The sequence below is a fragment of the Paenibacillus sp. YYML68 genome, from assembly GCF_027923405.1.
Classification (GTDB): domain Bacteria; phylum Bacillota; class Bacilli; order Paenibacillales; family NBRC-103111; genus Paenibacillus_G.
The window spans coordinates 914,614-938,630 of sequence record NZ_BQYI01000001.1; the positions used below are offsets into that span (position 1 = coordinate 914,614).

Sequence of the window (24,017 nt, forward strand, 5' to 3'; positions counted from 1 at the left end):
CTGTGCCGTTTGTTTTTTGTTGCAAGACTGAAAAATAGGTATAGCAAACAAACGGATAGATAATCCGCTTAAAAAAGTGTTCATATGAATCGTATTATGCTACTCTGTAGACGAAGCTGACAACTGATTTATAGCGGATTTTGCGCGTGTTCATTTGTCCCGGGCGAATGGGTCGAATCGGCAAAATGTTTTTGCGTATCAGCGCTTCTACATCGAGCGGGGGTTCATCGCCTCGAGAGCGCAAGAATTGTCTACAAACGTGAACGGCAACCGTGAAATTGACTTGATATGAATGCCGTTTATCCATTTGCGAAATGACGACGTGCGAGGTCATCATTTCAGCGAAGTTGTAGAGAATCATTCTTGCATAAATCTCTTGGGCGATGAATGCTTGCTTCTTTGCGTGGAAACTCGTCAGACCCACCGTGTATTTTAATGCCCTAAACGAGGTTTCAATGCCCCATCTCATGTGATAAAGGGATCTAAGTTCATCGGGTGGGAATTCTGCGGCAGAAAGATTCGTAATGACGGTTTCATAAGCCCCGTCAGGCAGGACGAAACGAACAACCCGAAAAGATAGCGGGTAAATCATGTTTTCATGCAAATCCAAAAAATCAAATGTAGAATTGGACGGAAGGAATTTGTACCCAGGATAAGCTCTGAACGCTTTGGCTTGTTTTCTGGTAAGTGTCAGATGGATATATCGATCAAACTCTCCACTGTCGGGCAAACGTAAGCTAGACAGAATACCGCTGGAATCCAAATCCTTTACCCGAATGATGTAGTTCCACCCTTTACGTTCAATATGCGCGAAATTGTTGTAGCTTTCATAGCCTCTGTCTGCGATCACAATGGTTTTGCTCTTGATCGGCGAACGATCAACCATGGTTGCCAATGCCCTTCCCTCGTTACTTAGTCTTCTTGGCTGGACAAGAGCATCCACGTATAGTCTGTTGCATAGGTCGTACGCTGCGTTCAAATGCAGGAGGTTATAGCCTTTCGTGCCCGGTTGACTTTGAAAGAAGCTGTTCTTGTCAGCCGGATCCGTTGCGATATGTAAATCCGAACCGTCAATGGCAAGTAATCGATACCCGCGGTAATCCTTGATATCCTTGTACGTTTGAGTGAATTTGTGAAATAAGCATTCTACAGCAGAAGGCAAAATTTTATTGCGTTGTTGGACAAAAGCGGAAGTCGTTGCCGTGTTTACGTCATAACCTTGTGATTCCAAGAGCTCCTTGTATATGCTGTTTCCTCCCATAGAGATCAGAAGTTGCATCATCGTTTCGAAGGGCAGTTTTTTCTTCCGGGTAAAGTCTTTTTCTGGGTTTTTGACATAAGGCGCTGGTGCCGCTGACATCTCTCGAATGAGGGTTGTCAGCGTTTCTTTTAGTGAACTCTCGTAAGCATGCATGGGCAAAACCTCCTCGTATTTCCAAGGGGTTACGATACACACCTTCGCTTATTTGTCAAGTCTTTTTTCGTTTTGTGCAAAGAAAAAGAGCGGGCTATCTATTCGATAACCTGCTCTTTTTCTTGATATATGGCTCTGCGCCTTAACTTAATGACATTGCATAGCCGGGGGGCTGTGCTGTTCTTGTGCAGCCTCGGGCGAGGCTACTTGAGCAGTTGGATGGAGCCGATGAGAGGCAGCTCCTTGCTCTCTCCATTCCAGGCACGGATGATGCCGAGCACCGCGAAGACGAAGAAGACCAAGTTGGCCAGCGGAGCGATAAGCCAGCCGATGATGGGGATGAGGCCAAGCACAAGGTTGGCGGCGAAGCAAGCGATCAGCAGCAGAAGTCCTTGATTCGCATGGAAACGGGCGAAGCGGGATTCTTTGGCAGCTAATAGCGGAACGAAGAATAAGATATACGCAACGGCCGCTATTCCCTTGTTCTTCTGAATATCGTCAGACGCCGTCCAACCTTCTTGGTTCATTGACATAATGATTCACTCTCCTAACGTGTTCATGACAAGCCGGTGCATCTCAACCGGCTCAAGCTGTTATCATTATACGCACGGGATGTGGAGACATTCAGTGAAGGATGACACATTTTTATGAATAAATTTGTAGAATTCGTCGAAATTTGGTGCTCAATGTACGATCGCCGGCGGTACCTTTATAATAAGGAGTGGAGCCTCGCATGCAGAAACCGCACGTCTATGTGACGTCCGACCATCACTTCGGACATCAGGGTATTATCGATTACGAGTCTAGACCGTTCCCCGACGTGGAGACGATGAATTCGAAGCTGATCGAGCGCTGGAACGAAACGGTAGGCGAGAGGGATAAGGTGTATCATCTGGGAGACTTCTCCTTTCTGAATAAGGAGAGAACGAGGGCGATCCTGGAGATGCTGAACGGCTACAAGGTGCTGATTATGGGCAATCATGACCGGGGGAGGTCGCGCAGCTGGTGGCTGGAGACCGGCTTTCAGGAGGTCAGCGAGCATCCCATCGTATATGAGGGCTTCTTCTTCCTCTCCCACGAGCCGATGTATATGAATAAGCATATGCCGTACGTGAACCTTCATGGTCATATTCATGGTCAGAAGTACGAGAGCCCCCAGTATGTGAACGTATGCGTGGAGCATTGGCAGTACAAGCCGATTCGGTTCGAGACGATTCGCGAGCTTGTCGTGACGAGCGAGGAGCAAGGGGAGTAGGGCTTAGACGGTATGAACATCGGACCACAATGCGTCGCTTAGTCGCATTGTGGTTTTTTACGTTCACAGCCTAAACCTCTCCATATGCTCGTACAGTCCTTCACGCAGCAGGACCTCCTTCTGCTTCGCCCCCATCAGATCGAAGTGAGGATAGGGTGCCCGTCGGTGAATGTACCGCGGTGACAGTCCGTGCCGAGTGCACCAGTCGGTGAGGCGCTCCAGATCGGCGCAGCCGACCTTCGTCACCGAGGTTACGCCCGGGAACCGGTCATCGATCCAATAATGTGTCAGATAGGCGATCTCACCTAGACTGACCTTTTCCTTCCATGCGGCCAATTGCTCGCGGTTAACTCCAAACGCCATTGTCCATGATCATCCCTTTACACGTAAATAATCAAGTATGCTAGCTGTGGCTCGTGTTCCTAATCATGAACGCTTCCAATAATCATTCCATTGGAAACGCAATTAATATTAGCTAAGGATTATTTTAACAATTCATCGGACGTGCTAGTGTACAGACAAGGAGGTGAGCAAACGACCTGCCAGATGGACTTGCAAGGAATGCACCACCCATTATCTTACCCAATTCTAAGGAGGAATTCAGAATGAAGAAGAAAGTCGTTAGCGTGATGATGTCCCTGATGCTCGCAGGTTCTGCAATCGCAGTCGTCCCAGCACAGGCTGCAACAGTCAAGGTTGATTCTACTATTATTGTAAAAGCAGGGCAAACGTACGACGGCGCGAACAACACTTATGTAGCGAATGCGAGCACGCTCGGCGACGGCAGCCAGGATGAAGGCCAGAAGCCAGTATTCCGTCTTGAGAATGGCGCTACATTGAAGAACGTGAAGCTCGGTGCACCAGCGGCTGACGGCGTACATTGCTACGGCAGCTGCAACATCACGAACGTACACTGGCTGGATGTAGGCGAGGATGCACTGACGCTGAAGTCGAGCGGTACGGTTACTATCAACGGCGGTTCTGCATACAAGGCATATGACAAAGTGTTCCAGTTGAACGCTGCTGGTAAAATCATCATCAAAAACTTCCGCGCTGATGACATAGGTAAGCTGGTTCGTCAGCTGGGCGGCTCCACGTTCAAGACCGAAATGTTCGTTGAGAACAGCGACATCTCGAACGTGAAGGATTCGATCCTGCGCACAGACGCTAGCGTAAGCACAGGCAGCATCAAGAACACTCGTTACTCCAAGGTGCCGACGCTGTTCAAGGGCTTCGCTTCCGGCAAGACGACTCAATCCGGCAACACACAGTACTAAGTTGATTAAGCTTCGCCACAATAACTAAGCCTAGGTAAGAACTCGCCGATGCATCGTCGGCGGGTTTTTTACTGCTAGCAGGTGTAACTTTTATCCAAATATGGAGTCTAATCAATAAAGGGAGGTGGCGTACGATGACAAAGTGGACGCTACAAGGATTGGTTGCGGTCATAGCTGTGGTAGCCACAGGCTTCACAGGCATGCTGTGGCCCGAGGTCGCGGGTGCGACGCGAAGCATGATCGGAACGATGGTGCCGCTCGAGCAGGTGCATCTGTATGACAACCCTTACCCGCCTCATCGGTCGGTTGGGAGGGTGGCCCCGTATCAGAATGTCGAGCCTGCGCTGAAGGATGGTCAGACGCAGGATCAAGTGATCGTGGAGACGAAGGAAGGATTATGGGTCAAGGTGCGTACCTGGCTCGGCGACAAGTGGGTGAGGGACACGGATGCGATCGCGTACGGATCGTTCACCGTGGTGCAGCAGGACGTGACGCTAATGGGGGAGGCGAGGCTGTACGATGAGCCGCGAATTACGACCGATACCGGTCAGCGGCTTGCTCCGCAGCAGGTGCGTGTGACGGCAAGGCTGTGGACTCGTCCGAAGTCTTTCTCCTCGGTGACCTCCATGATGCTGAGACAGGCGGAATGGGTGCGCGTGGAGACGTCATGGATGGGGGAGAAGTGGCTGCACAACCCGCCAATCTACGAGGACATTACACCGCAGCCGAGCGACTACTCGATTAAGCTGCAGCAGCAGGAGCTTGCTTACTTGCTTCCGCATGCACAATCCTCCGAAGGACTGGCGCTTGCGCCGGGCGCCTACGAAGCAAGCGCCACCTATGTCACAGGCTTCGGGCCGTGGAGTACGACATGGTACAGGGTGAAGCTGGCACAGGGTGATCGATGGGTAGCCCCGCAGGAGGGGAAGGTGTGGACGCATTACCGCGTCATCCAAGCTCCTTATGAATTGAAGACAGAGGCGCGCTGCTCGACTGGGCCGCTCGGTATAGGAGAGCCATGCGGGCAGTGGCTGCCGAAGGGGACGTATCAGGCGCTGGAAGCGACAGGTCCGTGGATTAGTCTCGAGACGCCGTATGGCGTGAAATGGATACATGAGGAGCTTGCCCGCAAGGAGCGCCCGGAGGGGATCGTGCCGACCGATGAGTCCATTCAGCTGACGGCAGATATGGCAACGTACGCGTATCCGAGCACTGAGCAGATGGCTCATACGCCCGGCTTCTACGCGCCGCAGCAGGTGCAGGCGTTCGAGAAGTGGGACGCAGGCAACGGCGACGTCTGGTATCACTTCCGGTCGTTCAGCGGCTCGGAGTGGGTGAGGGTGCCGAAGCAGCCCTCCTAGCTGAAGAAGGACCCGCGAAGGCCGGTTGAGCGCCTAGCGGGTCCTTGCTTGTCATCGAAGCTTATAATAGCGAGAAGCTGGAGGTAAGTGCGCGCGCCTCGGACTTCTCCATCGGCGGCAGGACGACGACGGTCAGTGAGCCGGAGGGCACCTCGGTGTGACCGGCATCCCGGATCGACAAGTAGCCTTCGCCAGACAGGCGCAGCAGCTCCTGCTCGGTTCCTTTGAGCACAATTTTCTTTTGTCCGCTTTGCAGCCACGCCTGGAAGGCGTCGTGATTCGCTTTCTCATTCAGAAGCACATGCAGGGTCATGGTCGTTGCAGCATGGGCGACCTGTGCGGCGATCTTGCCTGCAGACATCTCTAGCTCGTCGTTCACCACATAATACTGTACATAATCGGTAATCGTAGCTTCCATGATCCTCTCGTACCTCCCTGAGATGAGTAGTGGCATACTCTTCCTATTATAGCGGCTTGTGGATGCTGAACTCAAACGGGACGCAACACCGAGGCTTGACCTGCCCTGTTGCAGGATAGCATACAAGTGGTGTGATCATATATGATAAGGTCAAACAAGCAGAAGGGACCCAGAAACGATGAGCGAAGCGATATTCTTGGTATCGGGGTATAAAAACAGCGGAAAAACAACGCTCGTCTGTAAGCTCATTCGGCTCCTCCGCGAGCAGGGACGGACCGTCGGCACGATCAAGCATGATGCTCACGACTTCGAGCTCGATCTAGAGGGTAAGGATACGTGGCAGCATCGGCAAGCCGGGGCTGAGGCGGTCGCCATTACGTCTGATCAAGGAGGTCGCACCTTCATCATGGAGCAGCGGTCGCTTGAGCTTGCTGAGCTGATTGCGCGGCTATCGCATCTCGATGTCGTCGTCGCCGAAGGGTTCAAGCATGCGGATTATCCGAAAATCGTCATCGTCCGCGAGGAGGCGCATTTACCGCTCCTGTCGCAGGTGCGGCAGGCTGCCGTTATCGCGACATGGCTGCCTAGTGAGACGGTTGAGCCGCATGCAAGTGGAGTACCGGTCGTGTCGATCGACCGGACGGAGGAACTGCTTGAGCTCGTCATGGAGAAGGCGAAGGAGCATGCGGCTGCCGGTCCCAGTTCGGCATCCAATAGCCGTACTTCGCAGCCAAGCACAGGAGGCGACACGCATGCGTGAGGAGCTGACCAGCAGGCACGAGGAGCTGACAGGCGTCATCATCGCTGGTGGTCGCAATGAGCGAATGGGGCAGGTGAAGGGGCTCATGCCGATCGCGGACGAGCCGTTGATCGCCCGTACGCTGCGTGAGCTGAGTCAGGTGTGCAGACGCCGCTTGCTCGTTGATAACGAGCCGGAGCGGTTCCGGCCTTACGCAGCAGCGGCCTGTGCGGAGCTCATTCGCGACGTTGTGCCGCACAGAGGGCCGATGAGCGGGCTGCACGCCGCGCTCGCTCATGGCTCTACGCCCTACTACTGGGCGGTAGGCAGCGATATGCCGTTCGTGTCGGGACAGGCGGCCATCTGGCTGCTCGAACGGCTGAAGGCTGAGCCTATGGAGGTGCTGGCGATTGTGCCGCGCATCGATGGACAGGTGCATCCGCTCCACGGCGTGTACCGTCAAGAATGCCTGTCCTCCATGACGGAGGCGCTGCAGTCGGAGCGAACCGGACTCATTCGCTGGCTGGGGGGCATTCATGCGTTGTATGTAACAGAGCAGGAGCTGACGGAGGCCGGTTTTGCGACGCGTATAGTAGACAGCTTCAATGATGAGGAAGGCTACAGGCGTTGCGTGGAGGCGGCATTATCTTAAACAAATCTTATCAATTTCTAATAGTTTCCTATGCTAGAATAGACAAGGTTGAAGGTAGGTTCCAACTGCTGTAAGCAGCGGAATAAGGAGCCTGACCTGACCGATATTATTCTGGGAGGGAAATTTATGAATTTGAATCGTCGTCATGTCCGTGCTCTGACGTCGCTTTCTGTGGCAGTAGCGGTTGCAATGTCCGCCATCCTGCTGCCTGTACCGTCTTACGCTGAAGGACCGCAGGATCCAGCGCCTGTCATTCAGCCTGTAGGTACACCGAACGGCAAGAAGGTGCTGTTCGACAACACGCACGGCCAAACGGCAGGAGCTGCCGACTGGGTTATTGACGGAGCATTCTCTGATTTTGCGAATGCGCTGGCGAATAACGGCTATTACGTGAAGGAGCTGCGTAAGACGACGCCGATTACGACGGCGGATCTGGCGGGCTACGACGTGTTCGTGCTTCCGGAGGCGAATATTCCTTACAAGACGAGCGAGCAGGCTGCTCTTGTGCAGTATGTGCAAGGCGGAGGAAGCTTGTTCTTCGTCTCCGACCATTACAATGCGGACCGTAACAAGAACCGTTGGGATTCGTCTGAAGCGTTCAACGGCTACCGTCGCGGTGCATGGTCCGATCCAGGCAAGGGAATGAGCACCGAGGAGCGCAACTCGGCTGCGATGCAGGATGTCGTTAGCTCGGATTGGCTCGCGACCAACTTCGGTATTCGCTTCCGTTATAACGCACTTGGTGATGTGAATGCGACTCAGGTCGTAACACCTTCCCAGGCGTTCGGCATTACGTCTGGTGTATCGTCGGTTGCGATGCATGCCGGCTCGACACTGGCGGTCATCGATCCGCAGAAGGCGAAGGGGATCGTGTACTTGCCTTCGACGAGCGCGAAGTGGGGTCCTGCTGTCGATCAGGGCGTCTATGCAGGCGGCGGCGTACCAGAGGGTCCTTACGTAGCAGTATCCAAGCTGGGTGCAGGTAAGGCAGGCTTTATTGGCGATTCTTCCCCAGTTGAAGATATTACACCGAAGTATACACGCGAGGAGACAGGCTCCTCGAAGAAGACGTATGACGGCTTCAAGGAGCAGAATGACGCCATTCTGCTTGTGAATATGGTGAACTGGCTGGCCACGAAGGAAAGCTATACGAACTTCAGCCAAGTACCAGGGCTGACGCTTGACCAACCGACTCCGTTGCTCGCGATGGAGACGCCGCAGACGTCGACAGAGCCGCAGGCAGAGCCGTGGTCCGCGCCAGCAGCAGGCTACAAGTGGTGGGATCGCTCGACGTTCAAGCCAGGCTCCTACGGCTACGGCACAACTGGCGGTGGCGGCGGTACGGGTGATGGCACAGGCGTATTCATCTCCGAATATATCGAAGGCAGCAGCTACAACAAGGCCATCGAAGTATACAATGGCACAGGTGCTTCCATCAGTCTGAGCGGCTACACGCTGGCTCAGTCCAACACGTCGACTGAGATCGCACTGAACGGTACACTCGCAGCAGGCGATGTCTATGTCGTCGCGCATCCGAGCGCGGCGAGCAACATTTTGGCAGTGGCTGATACTACGAGCTCCTCGATCGCGTTTAACGGTGACGATGCGGTTACGCTGAAGCTGAACGGTGCGGCGATCGATGTCGTCGGCACAGCTGGCGTATCGTTCGGTACGGACAAGACGCTCGTGCGTAACAACTCCGTAGCAGTAGGCAGCACGTCTTACAGCTCTGGCGAGTGGGCGGTATATGCATCGAACACAGCGACATACCTCGGCTCCCATACAGCTGCTGCTCCTGCGAACCAGCCTCCTGTCGTAGCAGCGCCAATCGCTGATCGTTCGGCAACAGCTGGCAGCGGTACCTTCACCGTTGATGCAACCAGCACATTCAGCGATCCGAACGGCGATACGCTGACGCTGACAGCTTCGACGAGCAACAGCTCCGTAGCGACAGTATCAGTTAGCGGCAAGCTGCTGAATATCAACCCGCTTGCAGCAGGTACGGCTACGATTACGGTTACAGCCAATGATGGCAAGGGCGGCAGCGTGTCTGATAGCTTCGTCGTCACGGTAACAGCGGCAGCAGCCGTTACATTGAATGAAGCGTTCGAGAGTGGCAGCAAGGGAGCATACACGGCGGGTAATGTGACGCTTGCTTCCGGTTCGTGGTACTTCGACAACGCTCTGATTGGCAACCTCACGACGGATCAGAAGACAGGCACACAATCCGCGCGTCTGCGGGCTGCGGGCTCGATGTCGATGAACTTCAACGTGAACGGTGCGACGACAGTTACGCTCAAGGTCGCGAACTTTGGTTCCGACAGCGGTGCAACGTGGAAGCTGCAGAAGTCTACGAACAACGGCTCGACATGGACCGATGTGACGAGTGCGGTGACGGCGACTTCGACGTTAACGGATAAGACGATTGCAGTGAACGAGTCAGGCTCAGTTCGCTTCAAGATCGTAGTAGCTGGAACGAGCAGTGCACGTCTGAATATCGACGAGTTCAAGGTTACGAACTAAGCGAAACCTCGCGTCTACGATGCGAATGCAGAGCTTCACAAGGAGGGCTGCCCTGAATGGGGCAGCTCTCTTCATGCTTGATGGCGTGCATCCAAGGTGAACGTAAGCTATGATGGAGCTGAGGAATTCGAAATCGAATAGCAACACAACGCTTAGAGAGGAGCGGACTTCATGGCACAGCTTGCAGTAGTCGGCAGCTTGAATATGGATATGGTGAACCAGGTAGACGAGCATCCGAGGCCGGGCGAAACAGTGAGAGGCTGGGGGACCGCCTACTACCCGGGAGGCAAGGGGGCGAATCAGGCTGTCGCAGCTGCGATGGCTGGGGCGCAGGTGCGCATGCTCGGGGCGGTCGGAGACGATGGCTTCGGCAGCAGTCTGCTGGAGGAGCTCACTCGAAGGCAAGTAAGCACGGAGCATCTGCTTCGCAAGCCAGTCACCTCGGGGATGGCCTTCATCACGGTGAGTCGGTCTGGGGAGAACAGCATCATCCTCTCGGAAGGGGCGAACGGCCTGCTCACCGATCAGGATGCTGAACAAGCTGTAGCACGAGGCTTGCTGCAGGGAGTATCGGCTGTGCTGCTGCAGAATGAAATTCCGTGGGCCGTCAACGTGCGTATACTTGAGCTGGCAGCGGAGTCAGGCGTACCTGTATATCTGAATCCGGCTCCGGCTACGGATGTGCCAGAAGAGCAGCTGAGACTCGTCCATACGCTCGTGGTGAATGAGACGGAGGCGGCGGTCATCAGTGGTGCAGAGGCTCGAACGCCTGAGGAAGCGCTGCTTGTGGCAGAGCGGCTTCGCGTTCGGGGAGTGCGCAACGTCATCGTGACGCTCGGTGAACAGGGGGCCGTGTATGCGGGTGAGGAAGGAACGCTGGTCCAGTCGGCGTACAAGGTCGAGCCGGTCGATACGACAGCGGCCGGGGACACGTTCATCGGTGTCTACGCAGCTGCGCGTGCCAGAGGTGAGTCGGCTCGCAGTGCGCTTGATGCAGCGTCAGCAGCAGCAGCACTAGCTGTGACAAGACGTGGTGCGCAAGAATCGATTCCGATGTGGCACGAGATTGCTGCTTTTAGACAAGGGACGTAAGCAAGACAGTGACTCTTTAATAGTAGGAAGTAGCAAGGAGAGGCTGCACCGAAGCTCATAGGAGCGGGGGAGCGGCTTTTTTGTGCTGTCTATTACAACAATTTAACAATTTCTTCAACTATGAATGTGTGAAAATAAACAAAAAAACTGGGTTTCGGTCGAGCGGAAAAAAAGGTATGATGAGACTATATATTTTTTCTACAAGATTCGCTTCATGATAGGGTCGCAAAGACTATGACCTGTGACTTTAGAATGACTTAATAAAGGAGATTACAAATCTGATGATACATATTCTTAATCATGCTTGTCGAAGCAAGGCGATCAAGCTGCTGCTCATCTGGTCGATGATGGTGGTCCAGCTGGCGATGGGGGTGGGGCGAGCCGATGCTGTCGTTGCTCCTACGGTCAACCTCAGCAGCTTATCCGTTAACGGCTTCGTATTGAACCCGGCCTTCGATCCCAGTGTGACCAGCTATAAGGTGAAGGTGCCTTACGGCACACCAAGCGTCGATGTGAGGGCTACGATTATGGAGAGTGGCGTCAAGCTATCGATAGCGGGAGTTACGATCGAGACGTTCTCTAATACGTACACCTATACAGAATCGATCGTACTGGACAGCGACAAGAAGGTGATCCCTATCGATGTGAGATCGGGAGATCATTCGATCTTAAAGAAGTATTCGGTCGAGGTCGAGGTCGTATCCGGCAAGCTGTCGGCCGGGCAGGACCATTCGGCTGTTGTACATAACGGCTCGGTGTGGACGTGGGGCAGCAACGAGTACGGTCAGCTTGGGGACTCATCAGCGCTGAGCACGGATGCCGATCGGACGATACCGGGCAGACTGCCCGATCTTCATGGCATTATCGATATCGCTTCGGCCGAGTATCACACGATCGCGCTGAAGGCAGACGGAACGGTGTGGGGCTGGGGTGATAATGACTTAGGACAGCTAGGTGTGGACCGCAATGTGACCACCTATAACGCGCCTGTTCAGGTGCCGAATATGACGAATGTGATCGCAGTCAGTGCGGGAGACAATTACGGACTTGCGCTGAAGAATGACGGGACGGTCTGGATGTGGGGCTATGTTCCCGGGCAAGGCTATCCAGATGAAGTGCCGATTCTAGTCGGCAGCGGGATGAACGCGATCGACGGTGGACGAACACATGCGCTCATGCGGAAGAAAGACGGCACGCTGTGGTCGACCGGCAGCAACTATCAAGGGGAGCTTGGCCGAGATTCATCGGGTAATTCCGTGACGGCGGTGCAGGTCGAGCTTCCACCAGGTACGAGCATCGCTAGCTTCTCGGCAGGCTCGTATTACTCCCTGGCACTCGATACGAACGGTCAAGTGTGGGGCTGGGGTCGGTCGGGTCAACATATTGGAATGAATACGAGTGGACCGGCCACTAGAACACCGATCCTAGTGACGACCTTCAGCAGCATAGGGGCTGTCTCGGTGGAGGCTGGCGGCGAGCGCTCGTTCATTACGAAGAGCGATGGCACGGTCTGGGCGATCGGCGCGAGTGACCTCGGTCATGACGGCTACAGCTCGAGCAGTGCGGTTCAAGTGCTTCATCTGTCAGACACGAAGCAACTCGCGTCCTCCTACTGGCACACGCTGGCTCGGACTGGCGATGGCAGCCTATGGGCATGGGGGCTGGACTTCAATGGCGAGCTCGGCAACGGAAGCAGCGGGGCTACAAGTACGCCGGTCAAGCTCCATTTATACGGGTACAGCGACCTTGCGGACCTTCAGCTTAGCACAGGAAGCTTGACACCGTCCTTCTCGCCCGAGATAAGGAGCTACACCGTTACCGTACCTTATCGGCAGACGAGCATCGAGCTTAAGCCGACAGCAGCGCATAGCGGCGTACTGTCGCTCACCGTGAACGGAGCGGGGGCATCGAGTGGAGAGTCACAGCGTGTGGACCTTGCGGTCGGTGTGAATCCGGCTCAGATCGAGATACAGGATCGGTTCGGCCTATCGACCGTCTACGATATAGCCATTACGCGTCAGGCACCGAACGAGACGTCTCTTCTATCACTGGAGCTGCAGGGGCTTGTGCTGAACCCGGCCTTTGACCCGAGCGTGACGGAATACGAGGTTAGAGTACCTTATGAGCAGGAGGAAGCGCTGGTAACGCTCGTACCGGAGCATACGGGAACGGTGCTGTCTGCTATCGGGCTCTCTCTTGAACCTGATACGCCAATTGCGGTTGAGCTTGGAGACAGCGATACGGTGTACCCGATTACATTGAGCAATGGCAGCTTATCTGGTACGTACACGATTCGTTTCAAAAAGATTACCGGTGCTCTCGCAGCCGGAGCCGCTCATTCCGCAGCGGTGCGCAACGGCGATGTATGGGCGTGGGGGGCCAACGACTACGGACAGCTTGGCAACGGGACGAGCGGCAGTGTGCCTGTGGCTACGCCTGCGCCATTGTCATTAACAGGCATCGTCGATCTAGTAGCCGGTACGAATCATACGGCGGCGCTGAAGGCCGACGGGACAGTCTGGTCGTGGGGACTGAACGATAACGGACAGCTAGGTACAGGGGGAGCCGGCTATGGCTACATGCAGACAGCTCCTGTACAGACGGGAGCTGACGTAGCTGGCTTCCACAGCATCGTGCAGGTCGTCGCAAGGGGCGCGGGAGCTGCAGCGCTGGCGAGTGATGGCACCGTATGGGTGTGGGGCTCGAGCGTATACGCGAACGCGAATGAGCCGAAGCGACTTGAAGGTATAGACCAGGTCAAGGCGATTGCCGCTGGTAGCGACTATCTCTTAATGCTGAAGCGGGATGGTACGCTGTGGGGAATAGGTGCGAACTATTACGGCATGCTGGGAGACGGCACGACAGCTCCGGCCGAGGTGCCGGTAGCTGTAGCACTACCGCAGCATGTGTCGATCGTCTCCATCTCTGCCGGCCTGTACCATTCGCTTGCACTCGACAGCTCGGGTCAAGTATGGGGCTGGGGCAGAGGCGATGAACGGATGGGCACTGCTGTGGACGACTGGAACGATGCGAGCAATGTGACTTCGCCCGTCGTTGTACCCGCACTCTCAGGCATCGGAGCTGTCAAGGTGGAGGCGACTCAACAGAACTCCTTCCTGTTGAAGGCCGACGGAACGGTATGGGGCATTGGCAGGAATAGCTCAGGCGAGCTAGGAGCCGGTGATACGGCGGAGCATGTGACGGCTGTACCGATGAGGGAGGCTGCTCACGTGTCACGGATCGCAGCCGGGTCCAGTCATACGCTCGTCATGACTCACACAGGGAATGTGCTCGGCGCGGGTTACAACGTGTCAGGGGTGCTCGGCATAGGTGAGACAACGTATGAGGAATCTACACCGAAGCAGGCTCTGCTGTATGGAGCCGCCGAGCTGTCCGGTCTTCGCGTGGAAGGCTATGAGCTGGAGCCGCAGTTTGCGTCCAATACGTACTCGTATTCGATCACTGTTCCATTCGTGCAGGACGAGCTTGTCGTTACGCCAACGATGGCCCATCCGCTGTCAGCGACGCTCGAGCTGAAGGGCGCTGTTGGGTCAAGCTCCGGCGGACCGATTTCTGTCCCCTTGCAGGTCGGGCCGAATACGCTGGAGCTAGCGATTACGGCGGCAAGCGGCAAGGTGCTTACTTATACGTTGACTGTGAACCGTCTGCTTGGGGCGGAGGTCGCCGGTCTGGACATCCGTTCAGGGAACACAAGCTTCACGATGAACCCGGCTTTCAGGCCTGATATATTCGATTATGAGGTGAAGGTGCCGGACGGGGTGACGAGCATCAGTCTGGTTCCTGATGCGGATGCGATGCTGGAGCTGCTCGTTGAGCTTGAAGGCGGGACGAATCTACCTCTTGCTTCCGGTGAACCGATCACGGTGCCGATTGCTGGTACGGTTACGTCGCTGCAGGTGAAGGCGAATTTGCCCAAGGAAGGCTTAAGTACACTGTATACGCTTCGGCTGCTCTCGGGCACCAAGGAGCTTGCAGCTGGAAGCAATCATATGCTCGCGCTGCAAGGCGGTCGAGTATGGACGTGGGGCAGCTCTGCATACGGTCAGCTTGGTAACGGAACGATGGGCTACGATGTGAAGCGGACTGTTCCAGCGGCCATCGGCTTAACCGATATCGTGCATGTTGCAGCCGGAGGTATGCACTCGCTTGCGCTCAAGGCCGACGGAACGGTATGGACATGGGGCAAAAACGAGTACGGAGAGCTTGGCAACGGGAGGAGCGGCGGCTCGGAGGCGCAGACAGCTCCCGCACAGATTGGTGTAGGTCAGCCGCAATTTAGAGAGATTACGGCCCTTGCGGCAGGCAACAATTATTCCGCAGCGCTGCAAAATGACGGTACGGTATGGTACTGGGGCAGGCTGACGATCAACGCCTCCCAATCCAGCGCACCGATCAGGCTGACGGGCATTGACGAGGTGAAGGCGATCGCAGCAGGCCATGAGCACCTCTTGCTGCTGAAGAGAGATGGAACTCTGTGGACCGTTGGAGCGAATGAATACGGCCAGCTGGGCATTGGTACAACTGTGGCTGCGCACGCGCCTGTCCAAGTGCAGCTGCCGAATAACACCGCGGTAACGTCGATCGCAGCAGCAGCGGCTCACTCCCTTGCACTAGATCAGAGCGGGAATGTGTGGGGCTGGGGTTTATACGATGAACGACTTGGCTTCGCCAAGCCAGAGTCCGCTCAAGAAGCGGAGAAGCAGACGCAGCCTGTATTGCTATCGTCGCTGTCGGGGAAGGGCGCTGTTCGTGTCGAAGCGAACGAGATGAACTCTTATATCGCAGCTGATGACGGGTCGGTATGGGGAATTGGCGTGAACGGAGTGGGCGAGCTTGGAGACGGGACGTATGTATCCAGAGTCGAGCCGGTGAAGGCGATGCTGCCGGAGCCTGTACGCGCCTTTACAGCCGGAGGCATGTCGATCGCAGGAATGTCCATGGACGGAGCGATGAGAGCGAGCGGCTACAACGACTACGGACAGCTTGGCGATGGAACGGTCATCTCGAGCCCGTCACCGGTGATCACGCTTCTGTATCAATCGGCAGACTTGTCGGGGCTTGCTGTAGATGTAGGTGAGCTGACGCCTGCCTTCCAATTCGGACAGCTGGGCTATGAGCTGAAGGTGCCGAGCACCGTATCCAGCATCAGCATCACTGCCATACCAGCCTATGGCGACATCCTCGGGTTGTCCATCGGCGGACAATCCGGCTCGGGAGGTGTTCCGCAGCAGGTCCCTCTCGAGATTGGACTGAATACGGTTATGGTGACCGTGACTGGAGCTAATCAGACTGTTAAGAGCTACGTGCTTACGATACATCGTGAGGCAAGCGCGAGGCTGAGTAGTCTCCAGCTTGAAGCCGCAGGGGCTCCGATAGTCTATGAGCCAGCGTTCAGTCTGAATGATTATGAGTATACAGCGACCGTCGATCCATCCGTTACGGAGGTGGAGCTCTCCTTCCTGCCTCTTGACACGGGAGCGTCGGCTGTGATCGATGGGCATCCGGTCTCGGGTTCCAGCTCCGTATTGCCGCTTGAGAGTGGTACGAACGTCGTGGAGCTTGTGATTACGGGCAGCGATGGGATCACGAAGCAGCCGTACATGCTGAAGATTATACGCGGTCTGCCGTCAGAGTCGAAAGCGCAGGAGTGGAGCCGAAAGCTCGAGTATCAAGGCTATGCACTCGAAGGGAAAGCCGTGAAGGCGGTAGAGCGACCGGACGGCGGTTACGCAGCGCTCGTGGTGGATGAAGCTTCATTCGTACCGAACTCCAAGATCGTATGGCTGGATCGCAACGGTGAGGTCGAGACCTATACGATGCTGTACAAGCGACTTGTGGACTTGATTCGGGTCGGCGATGAGTATGTAGTGCTCAGCGACGATGGCTGGAATGGACAGTCAGCGACTATGTTCAAGGTCAATAAGGCGTCTGGGCTCGTCGCAGGAACGGATCGGTATTACGGCTCGTCCTACAATGGACAGGATACGGTCAAGGTTATACCGAGATCGATAAGGGCCACAACGGACAGCTCAGGAGCGCTGAACGGCTATATCGTCTCGAGTACGATGGAGAGGCAGCCGGGCATGCAGGAGGCGCACGTACTGAAGCTGAGCGCGGATGGCTGGAAGGAATGGGAGCGTGCGTTCGTTTCTCCGGCAGGCGACACACTGGATGTGACCAAGGCGTTCCAAGCTTCAGATGGCGGCTACTTCGTGGCCGGGACCGTCAATCCGGATAACCCAGACAGCGATATGTTCGCCTTGAAGCTGTCATCTGCAGGCTCTGAGCAATGGTTCACAGCGCTTGGAGGCAGTGGAGCAGAGTGGACCAGGGATGTGATCGAAACAAGAAGTGGAGCATTCCGTCTGATCGGACGAACGAGCACGGGCGTGACGGACGGCGGGACGCGCATCTATACAGCTGAGGTTGGTGCAGACGGCTCCAAGCTCTGGTCGAGAGCATGGACCGACCTGGGAGTCGCTTCCTCTGGTCAATCAATTGCAGCGGTAGATGGCGGATATGTAGTGGCTGCTACAGTCAATGGTCAAGCTTATACATTCATGACCAACGAAGCCGGGCACCGGATATGGTCAAGCGCGATATCACCTCTCTATAACGAGGAGACCGCCGTTCAGGTGGAGCCGACGCTTGATCAGGGCTGGCTGCTGGCGAGTACAATCGACGGCTCGAAGGGCTTCCGCTTCATCAAGTTCGCTGGCATCGACTTGTCGTTGTCCGCGCTGACTGTAGGCGGTCAAGCGATAGACTTGAGCGATAGCGTCAATGTGCGCACCCTGGCGAAGCCAGTCGAATCGCGCCATTCTTATCCGAACGGGAAGACGCAGACGTGGACGGTTACAGAGCCGGGCGCAGCGGAGATTCGGGTTCATTTTACCAAGATCCAGACGGAGAAAGACTATGATTACTTGACCACGAGCGCTGGAGACAGCTGGAGCACAAGTGATGAGCTGACGGACATCTGGAGCAGCTGGATGACGGGGGACCAAATCTCGATTCAGCTGAAAACGGACTCGAGTATAGATGGATACGGCTTCCATATTGATAAGCTGGAGTACAAGCTGCCGTCGACGGGCGACGGGCGAACGATCACGAAGGTCGTCACCATTCCAAGCGAAGCCCAGGAGATCGTGCTCGTGCCGACGATGGTCGATCCGACTGCCGGACTGCTGACGATCGACGGAACGCCGCATACGAGTGCTGCACCGATAACGATACCGGTTCAGACCGATGAGAAGACGGTCACGATCGCAACCGTTGGCTCGCATGCCGCTCTGGGGTATACGTACATCGTGAAGCTGATCAAGCTGTCCTCTGATGCGACCTTGAGTCAGCTGAGCTTAAGCGGGGTGGATCTCACTTTCGTTCCGACGCAAACCTTATACGAAGTGAAGGTGCCGTACGAGGTCGGCAAGCTGATCGTGCAGGCTGACCCGAATCACAATCGAGCATTATTGACTGTCGAGGGCGGGATGTACGATCCGGACACGAGGGCTCTGCTGCTGGAGCCAGACAAGACGACGGAGCTCATTATCCGTGTGACGGCTCAGAATGGCAGCGTGCTTGCGTATACGGTACGTATTCATCGCGAGGCCTCACCACTGTTGACCATACCGAAGGAGATCGAGTACATTCAGGAGCCGAGTGAGCTGATCGATAGGTACGGGCTTGGTACAGTGTACAGTGTAACCAGCGATTCCGATGGCGGCATTCTGCTTACCGGCGCGACAAGCGAGGAGGGCAGAGCACGAATTGTGAAGCTGACGTCGTCGGGCGAGGTGGAGTGGATCTCTCCATTCGAGGACAGGTACAGCTATATTCATCAGCTGACTGTGCAGACGGACGGAGCTTACACGGCGATCGGGACGACGACGGTGGATTGGATGGAGCATCTGCTGTATGTCGAGCTGGATCGGTCTGGGCAAGTGACGAAGCAGGCGCTGCTTCCATTGGAGATATCATTGAGCTTGCATCAGGTTCTGCGTACAGCAGATCAAGGCTACTTGATCGTTCTCTACGAATATGGTGAGTCGAATGAACACTCTCGGAAGATCAAGCTGATGAAGCTGAGCGCGGATGGAACGATGGTCTGGGAGGAGCAGGTTGAGGATAGTGAGGGCGACTCCATCGAGGATGTGGTCGAAGCACCGGACGGAGCTGTCTACTTGCTGGGTACTTCGTCTAACGGTGAAATGATCTGGTATCGTACGTGGCGTGAGTCTGACGAATCGTTCTCGGTGGTGAAAAAAACGTTCACTTCATCGCTGCGGCTGAACGGACGAGCGATTGCGGCAGCGGAGGACGGTGTGCTGCTTGCTGGCTCGATTGTGAGCGAGGCTGGGACGCGCAAGGGAATGCTGCTCAAGGTCGATGAGAACGGGACGGAGCAGTGGAGACGAATCTATGAATCTCCTTATGGTCTGGAGCTTCATACGTTGACGCCGACCTATGACGGGGGCTTCCTCGTAAGTGGCGCGGAATATGAGCTGCCGGATACGGAATACGGACAGCTCCGCATGCTGAAGCTGGATCAGGATGGCAATGAATATTGGAAGCTAGGCAGCGGAAGGTATGAAGGTCATGTCAGTCCGAGTAAAGTAGTTGAGACCGTCTCAGGCGGATATGTCGTATTGAATGAGCTGACGCATTCCGGATACTACTTCGTGATGAAGCTCGCTGATGAAGCGGTTAGTCTTAGCGCGCTGGTGCCTAGCACAGGCGAGCTGAGTCCTGCATTCGAGCCGAGCATTCTGCAATATGAATTAAACGTCGATTATGCGGTGAACAACCTGAAGCTGGGAGCTCAGTCTGATTCGAGGCTGCAGCCGATGACAGCTGAAGCGTATGTGCCGGGGACGACGGAGCCGATTGCCGTTGAAGTAACAGGCGAGGGCGTTATCCACATTGCAGACTTGCCAGTTGGTGAAACTGTCTTGAAGCTCGGTATCGTAAGAGCTGATGGCATAGCCCGCAAGTCGTACACGGTTCACGTGACGCGAGCTATTCAGGATGAAGCGGCTGCTGTGGCCGAAGCGCTGCAACAGCTCACGTGGGAATCGATTCGTGGAAGCAATGAGTTGATCGAGGCTGTCGTGAACGATGTGCAGCTGCCGAGCTCGGGCGCGGCTGGCACGAAGGTCGAATGGTCGTCGAGCCATCCGCAATATGTATCAGCTGTGGATGGAACGGTGGTGCGGCCCGCTTATACGGAGGCTGATCAAGCTGTCGTGCTGACCGCAACTGTTACGCTCGGAGCTGTAAGTGAGCAGAAGAGCTTCACACTGAACGTGGTGAAGCTCGAGATGACGGACGCGGACCGATTAGCGGAGGCCGCGGCAGCGTTGGTGGCATCCGCGATTACGGCGGATGCGGGGAATGTGACAGGCAGCAAGGTGACGCTGCCTGAGGCGGGTCTCCACGGCACGGTGATCGCGTGGAGCAGCTCGAATCCGTCCGTCATCGGAACGGACGGAACGGTGGTTCGGCCGCCGCATAACGGCGAAGACGCCGTCGTCACGTTGACAGCGACGCTCACGCTAGGCGGCCTGAGCGTGGTGAAGAGCTTCACACTGAACGTAGTGAAGCTCAGCATGACCGACGCGGACCGACTGGCGGAGGCCGCGGCAGCGTTGGTGGCATCCGCGATTACGGCGGATGCAGGGAATGTGACAGGCAGCAAGGTGACGCTGCCTGAGACCGGGCTCCACGGCGCGGTGATCGCGTGGAGCAGCTCGAATCCGTCCGTCATTGGAACGGACGGAACGGTGGTGCGGCCGCCGCACACAGGCGAAGACGCCGTCGTCGTGTTGACGGCGACGCTCACGCTAGGCGGCCTGAGCGTGGTGAAGAGCTTCACACTGAACGTGGTGAAGCTCAGCATGACTGACGCGAACCGGCTGGCTGCGGCCGCGCATGCCTTACACGCATCCGCGATAACACCGGATGCGGGGAATGTGACAAGCAGCAAGGTGACGCTGCCTGAGGCGGGTCTCCACGGCGCGGTGATCGCGTGGAGCAGCTCGAATCCGTCCGTCATTGGAACGGACGGAACGGTGGTGAGGCCGCCGCATAACGGCGAAGACGCCGTCGTCGTGTTGACGGCGACGCTCACGCTAGGCGGCCTGAGCGTGGTGAAGAGCTTCACACTGAACGTGGTGAAGCTCGAGATGACGGACGCGGACCGGTTGACGGAGGCCGCGGCAGCGTTGGTGGCATCCGCGATTACGGCGGATGCGGGGAATGTGACAGGCAGCAAGGTGACGCTGCCTGAGACCGGGCTCCACGGCGCGGTAATCGCGTGGAGCAGCTCGAATCCGTCCGTCATTGGAACGGACGGAACGGTGGTGAGGCCGCCGCACCATGGCGCAGACGCCGTCGTCGTACTGACGGCGACGATCACGCTAGGCGGCCTGAGCGTGGTGAAGAGCTTCACGTTGAACGTAGTGAAGCTCAGCATGACCGACGCGGACCGGCTGGCGGAGGCCGCGCAAGCCTTACACGAATCCGCGATTACACCGGATGCGGGGAACGTGACAGGCAGCAAGGTGACGCTGCCTGCCACAGCTCTCCACGGCGCTACCATCGCGTGGAGTAGCTCTGCCCCGTCCGTCATCGGAACGGACGGAACAGTGGTTCGGCCGCCGCACACAGGCGCAGACGCCGTCGTCATACTGACGGCGACGCTCACGCTAGGCGGCCTGAGCGTGTCGAAGAGCTTCACGTTGAACGTAGTGAAGCTCAGCATGACCGACGCGGACCGATTAGCGGAGGCCGCGGCAGCGTTGGTGGCATCCGCGATTACGGCGGATGCGGGGAATGTAACAGGCAGCAAGGTGACGCTGCCTGAGGCGGGTCTCCACGGCACGGTTATCGCGTGGAGCAGCTCGAATCCGTCCGTCATCGGAACGGACGGATCAGTGGTGCGGCCGCCGCATAATGGCGAAGACGCCGTCGTCGTACTGACGGCGACGATCACGCTAGGCGGCCTGAGCACCTCGAAGAGCTTCACCCTAACAGTGGTGAAGCTCAGCATGACCGACGCGGACCGATTAGCGGAGGCCGCGCAAGCCTTACACGCATCCGCGATTACACCGGATGCGGGGAATGTGACAGGCAGCAAGGTGACGCTGCCTGAGACCGGGCTCCACGGCACGGTGATCGCGTGGAGTAGCTCGAATCCGTCCGTCATTGGAACGGACGGAACAGTGGTGCGGCCGCCGCACACAGGCGCAGACGCCGTCGTCACGCTGACGGCGACGCTCACGCTAGGCGGCCTGAGCACCTCGAAGAGCTTCACCCTAACAGTGGTGAAGCTCAGCATGACCGACGCGGACCGATTAGCGGAGGCCGCGCAAGCCTTACACGCATCCGCGATTACACCGGATGCGGGGAATGTGACAGGCAGCAAGGTGACGCTGCCTGCCACAGCTCTCCACGGCGCTACCATCGCGTGGAGCAGCTCTGCCCCGTCCGTCATCGGAACGGACGGAACGGTTACGCGGCCGCCGCACACAGGCAAAGACGCCGTCGTCACGCTGACGGCGACGCTCACGCTAGGCGGCCTAAGCACCTCGAAGAGCTTCACCCTAACAGTGGTGAAGCTGCCGAGACCGCTTAGCTCCGACGCGAGCATTGCGGTCGTGAGGGCGGGTGCGGATGTTCTTTTCGAGGATGGACAGACGGTGCCGACGTCTTGGAGTTATTTTACCGACGGGACAGAAGCAAGTCTTACGATTGAGCTGGCCGATCCGAATGCGACGATGAAGCTGAGCAGTAGCGTAACGGATGTGACGTACGCATTCTCAGGGGCGATGGGTACGCTGACGGTGACGAATATTACGTACCAGGAGGTGCGCATTATTCCACTGCTCGTAACGGCGGAGGACATGACGACGAAGCCGTATCATATTATCGTGGCGCGCCTCACATTGACCGATAGTGAAATTGTGAGCAGAGCGGTCGACAGCATCAGCGAGCAGAGTATACGCGGGCAGAACGCAAGCTTGTCTCAGGTGAAGAGTAATCTGGTGCTGCCGGGGGACGGTCCGAACGGAACATCGATAAGCTGGATGAGCAGCATGCCGCACATCATTGAGACGAGCCCGATCGCCGGTAAGGTGGTCAGGCAGCCGAATCAGAATGTGACCGTGAGTTTGACAGCTACGGTGACGAAGGGTGTGTACGCAGCTGCGAAGACGTTCCAAGTGAACGTGCTAAAGCTAGACGCACAGGAAAGCGACGAGGCGCAGCTCCTACAGGTCACTCCGCTACAGAGTGGGCACAAGGTGCTGAAGGTTGGACCATCGTTCTCGGTAGTGCTGGCACAAGGAGCAGTCTCGCTGGATGTGGCGCTTGCCGTATCGGACAAGGCGAAGATCGTATCGGTAGAAGGCGCGGAGACGTTGAGCCAAGGCTACAGACTCCCTGCACAAAATGGCATCTACCGCGTCATCATTCAATCTGAGAGCGGCAAGCTCATGACGCATGAGCTCCAGCTGATCGTGCCTCTTGCGATGCAGACACCGATTGCGGCCGATACGAGCAAGCCTATGGTGTACAGCGGGGGCATTGTGCTGAACTTAACATCAGCCTTCGCAGGCTCGGCTTCTACTGTGACAGCCGCGTTGGTTCCAGTGAACGGACAGCGGGAGCAAGGCATGAACCGCGCGGGCGCCGTCGTCGATATTACACTAAGCGGTGTGACGATTGATCCTGCCAAGCCGGTCGCTCTAACTTTACCGGTAACGAGTGTAAGTGATTGGGCGAAGGTCGCTGTCTTCTATTACAATGAGGCGACGGGCGAGTGGGAAGCGCTGAAGACGGAGCGTGATTCTGTCAACCAACAGGTTACGGTTCATGTGACGCACTTCTCGACGTACGGTGTGTTCGAAGCTGATCAAGCTGCTTCGCCGCGGCTGATGCTTAGCGAACAGTCTGAGCTCATATTGCCGGTTGCGCCAGAGGGTGTAAGCTACTATTACACGCTTGACGGCTCAGAGCCTGGACGCGATAGCTTGAAGTACAGCTCAGCGGCTAAGCCGACGGTTGGACCTGCTGATCTCGTTCGAGTGACGGCTGTGAAGTCGGGGGTGCAGAACAGTCCGATTGTATCAGCCGCATCGCTGGGCTACATTCGCCAAGGCAGCCTGCAGCTGACCGATGTCAATCAAGACGGAGCGGTTAATCGCTTGGACATGATTGAGCTACTGAAGCTGCTCCCTGCAAGAATTGTTTTAGACTAGGAAAAA

General features: G+C 56.4%; 12 protein-coding genes. 8 read left to right on the forward strand and 4 right to left on the reverse strand.

Going from position 1 to position 24,017, the window contains the following annotated elements; genetic code table 11:
* Positions 1-94: 94 nt before the first annotated feature.
* Together PAE68_RS04205 and PAE68_RS04210 are read right to left on the reverse strand one after the other, a co-directional pair.
* Positions 95-1,414, reverse strand: a complete 1,320-nt coding sequence (locus tag PAE68_RS04205; RefSeq protein ID WP_281884388.1) for an IS4 family transposase — start codon at positions 1,412-1,414, stop codon at positions 95-97.
* 203 nt (positions 1,415-1,617) lie between these two features.
* Entirely contained in the window at positions 1,618-1,947 is a 330-nt protein-coding gene (locus PAE68_RS04210; RefSeq protein WP_281884390.1) for a DUF4870 domain-containing protein, read from the reverse strand.
* 200 nt (positions 1,948-2,147) lie between these two features.
* Between PAE68_RS04210 and PAE68_RS04215 the strand changes: the two genes are divergently transcribed.
* The gene (locus PAE68_RS04215) at positions 2,148-2,669 is read left to right on the forward strand and encodes a metallophosphoesterase (RefSeq protein ID WP_281884392.1); all 522 of its coding nucleotides are present in this window, start codon (positions 2,148-2,150) and stop codon (positions 2,667-2,669) included.
* Between the two features lie 63 nt (positions 2,670-2,732).
* On the opposite strand, the gene PAE68_RS04220 is transcribed toward PAE68_RS04215, so the two are convergent.
* Positions 2,733-3,032 carry a hypothetical protein gene (locus PAE68_RS04220; RefSeq protein WP_281884394.1) on the reverse strand — a complete coding sequence of 100 codons (300 nt, stop codon included), beginning with the start codon at positions 3,030-3,032 and terminating at the stop codon, positions 2,733-2,735.
* A gap of 242 nt (positions 3,033-3,274) precedes the next feature.
* Here PAE68_RS04220 and PAE68_RS04225 point away from each other — a divergent pair, with 242 nt between their 5' ends.
* Both PAE68_RS04225 and PAE68_RS04230 read left to right on the forward strand, forming a co-directional pair.
* Positions 3,275-3,946: a pectate lyase gene (locus PAE68_RS04225; RefSeq protein ID WP_281884396.1), complete on the forward strand. Its 672-nt coding sequence runs from the start codon at positions 3,275-3,277 to the stop codon at positions 3,944-3,946.
* 134 nt (positions 3,947-4,080) lie between these two features.
* Complete coding sequence (locus PAE68_RS04230) at positions 4,081-5,307, forward strand: hypothetical protein (protein WP_281884398.1); 1,227 nt, start codon at positions 4,081-4,083, stop codon at positions 5,305-5,307.
* A 61-nt stretch (positions 5,308-5,368) separates the two neighbouring features.
* On the opposite strand, the gene PAE68_RS04235 is transcribed toward PAE68_RS04230, so the two are convergent.
* Positions 5,369-5,725 (reverse strand): aminoacyl-tRNA hydrolase, encoded by a 357-nt coding sequence (locus tag PAE68_RS04235; RefSeq protein ID WP_281884400.1) that lies wholly within the window; start codon positions 5,723-5,725, stop codon positions 5,369-5,371.
* Positions 5,726-5,903: 178 nt separating this feature from the next.
* Here PAE68_RS04235 and mobB point away from each other — a divergent pair, with 178 nt between their 5' ends.
* From mobB to PAE68_RS04260, 5 genes are all read left to right on the forward strand, one after another.
* Positions 5,904-6,485 (forward strand): molybdopterin-guanine dinucleotide biosynthesis protein B, encoded by a 582-nt coding sequence (gene mobB, locus PAE68_RS04240; RefSeq protein WP_281884402.1) that lies wholly within the window; start codon positions 5,904-5,906, stop codon positions 6,483-6,485.
* The gene (gene mobA / locus PAE68_RS04245) at positions 6,478-7,116 is read left to right on the forward strand and encodes a molybdenum cofactor guanylyltransferase (protein WP_281884404.1); all 639 of its coding nucleotides are present in this window, start codon (positions 6,478-6,480) and stop codon (positions 7,114-7,116) included. The genes mobB and mobA overlap by 8 nt, the downstream gene beginning before the upstream one ends.
* Positions 7,117-7,305: 189 nt before the next feature.
* Positions 7,306-9,639: a lamin tail domain-containing protein gene (locus tag PAE68_RS04250; protein ID WP_397379386.1), complete on the forward strand. Its 2,334-nt coding sequence runs from the start codon at positions 7,306-7,308 to the stop codon at positions 9,637-9,639.
* A 171-nt stretch (positions 9,640-9,810) separates the two neighbouring features.
* The gene (gene rbsK / locus PAE68_RS04255) at positions 9,811-10,731 is read left to right on the forward strand and encodes a ribokinase (RefSeq protein ID WP_281884407.1); all 921 of its coding nucleotides are present in this window, start codon (positions 9,811-9,813) and stop codon (positions 10,729-10,731) included.
* Between the two features lie 281 nt (positions 10,732-11,012).
* Positions 11,013-24,011, forward strand: a complete 12,999-nt coding sequence (locus tag PAE68_RS04260; protein WP_281884410.1) for an immunoglobulin-like domain-containing protein — start codon at positions 11,013-11,015, stop codon at positions 24,009-24,011.
* The last annotated feature ends 6 nt before the right edge of the window (positions 24,012-24,017 follow it).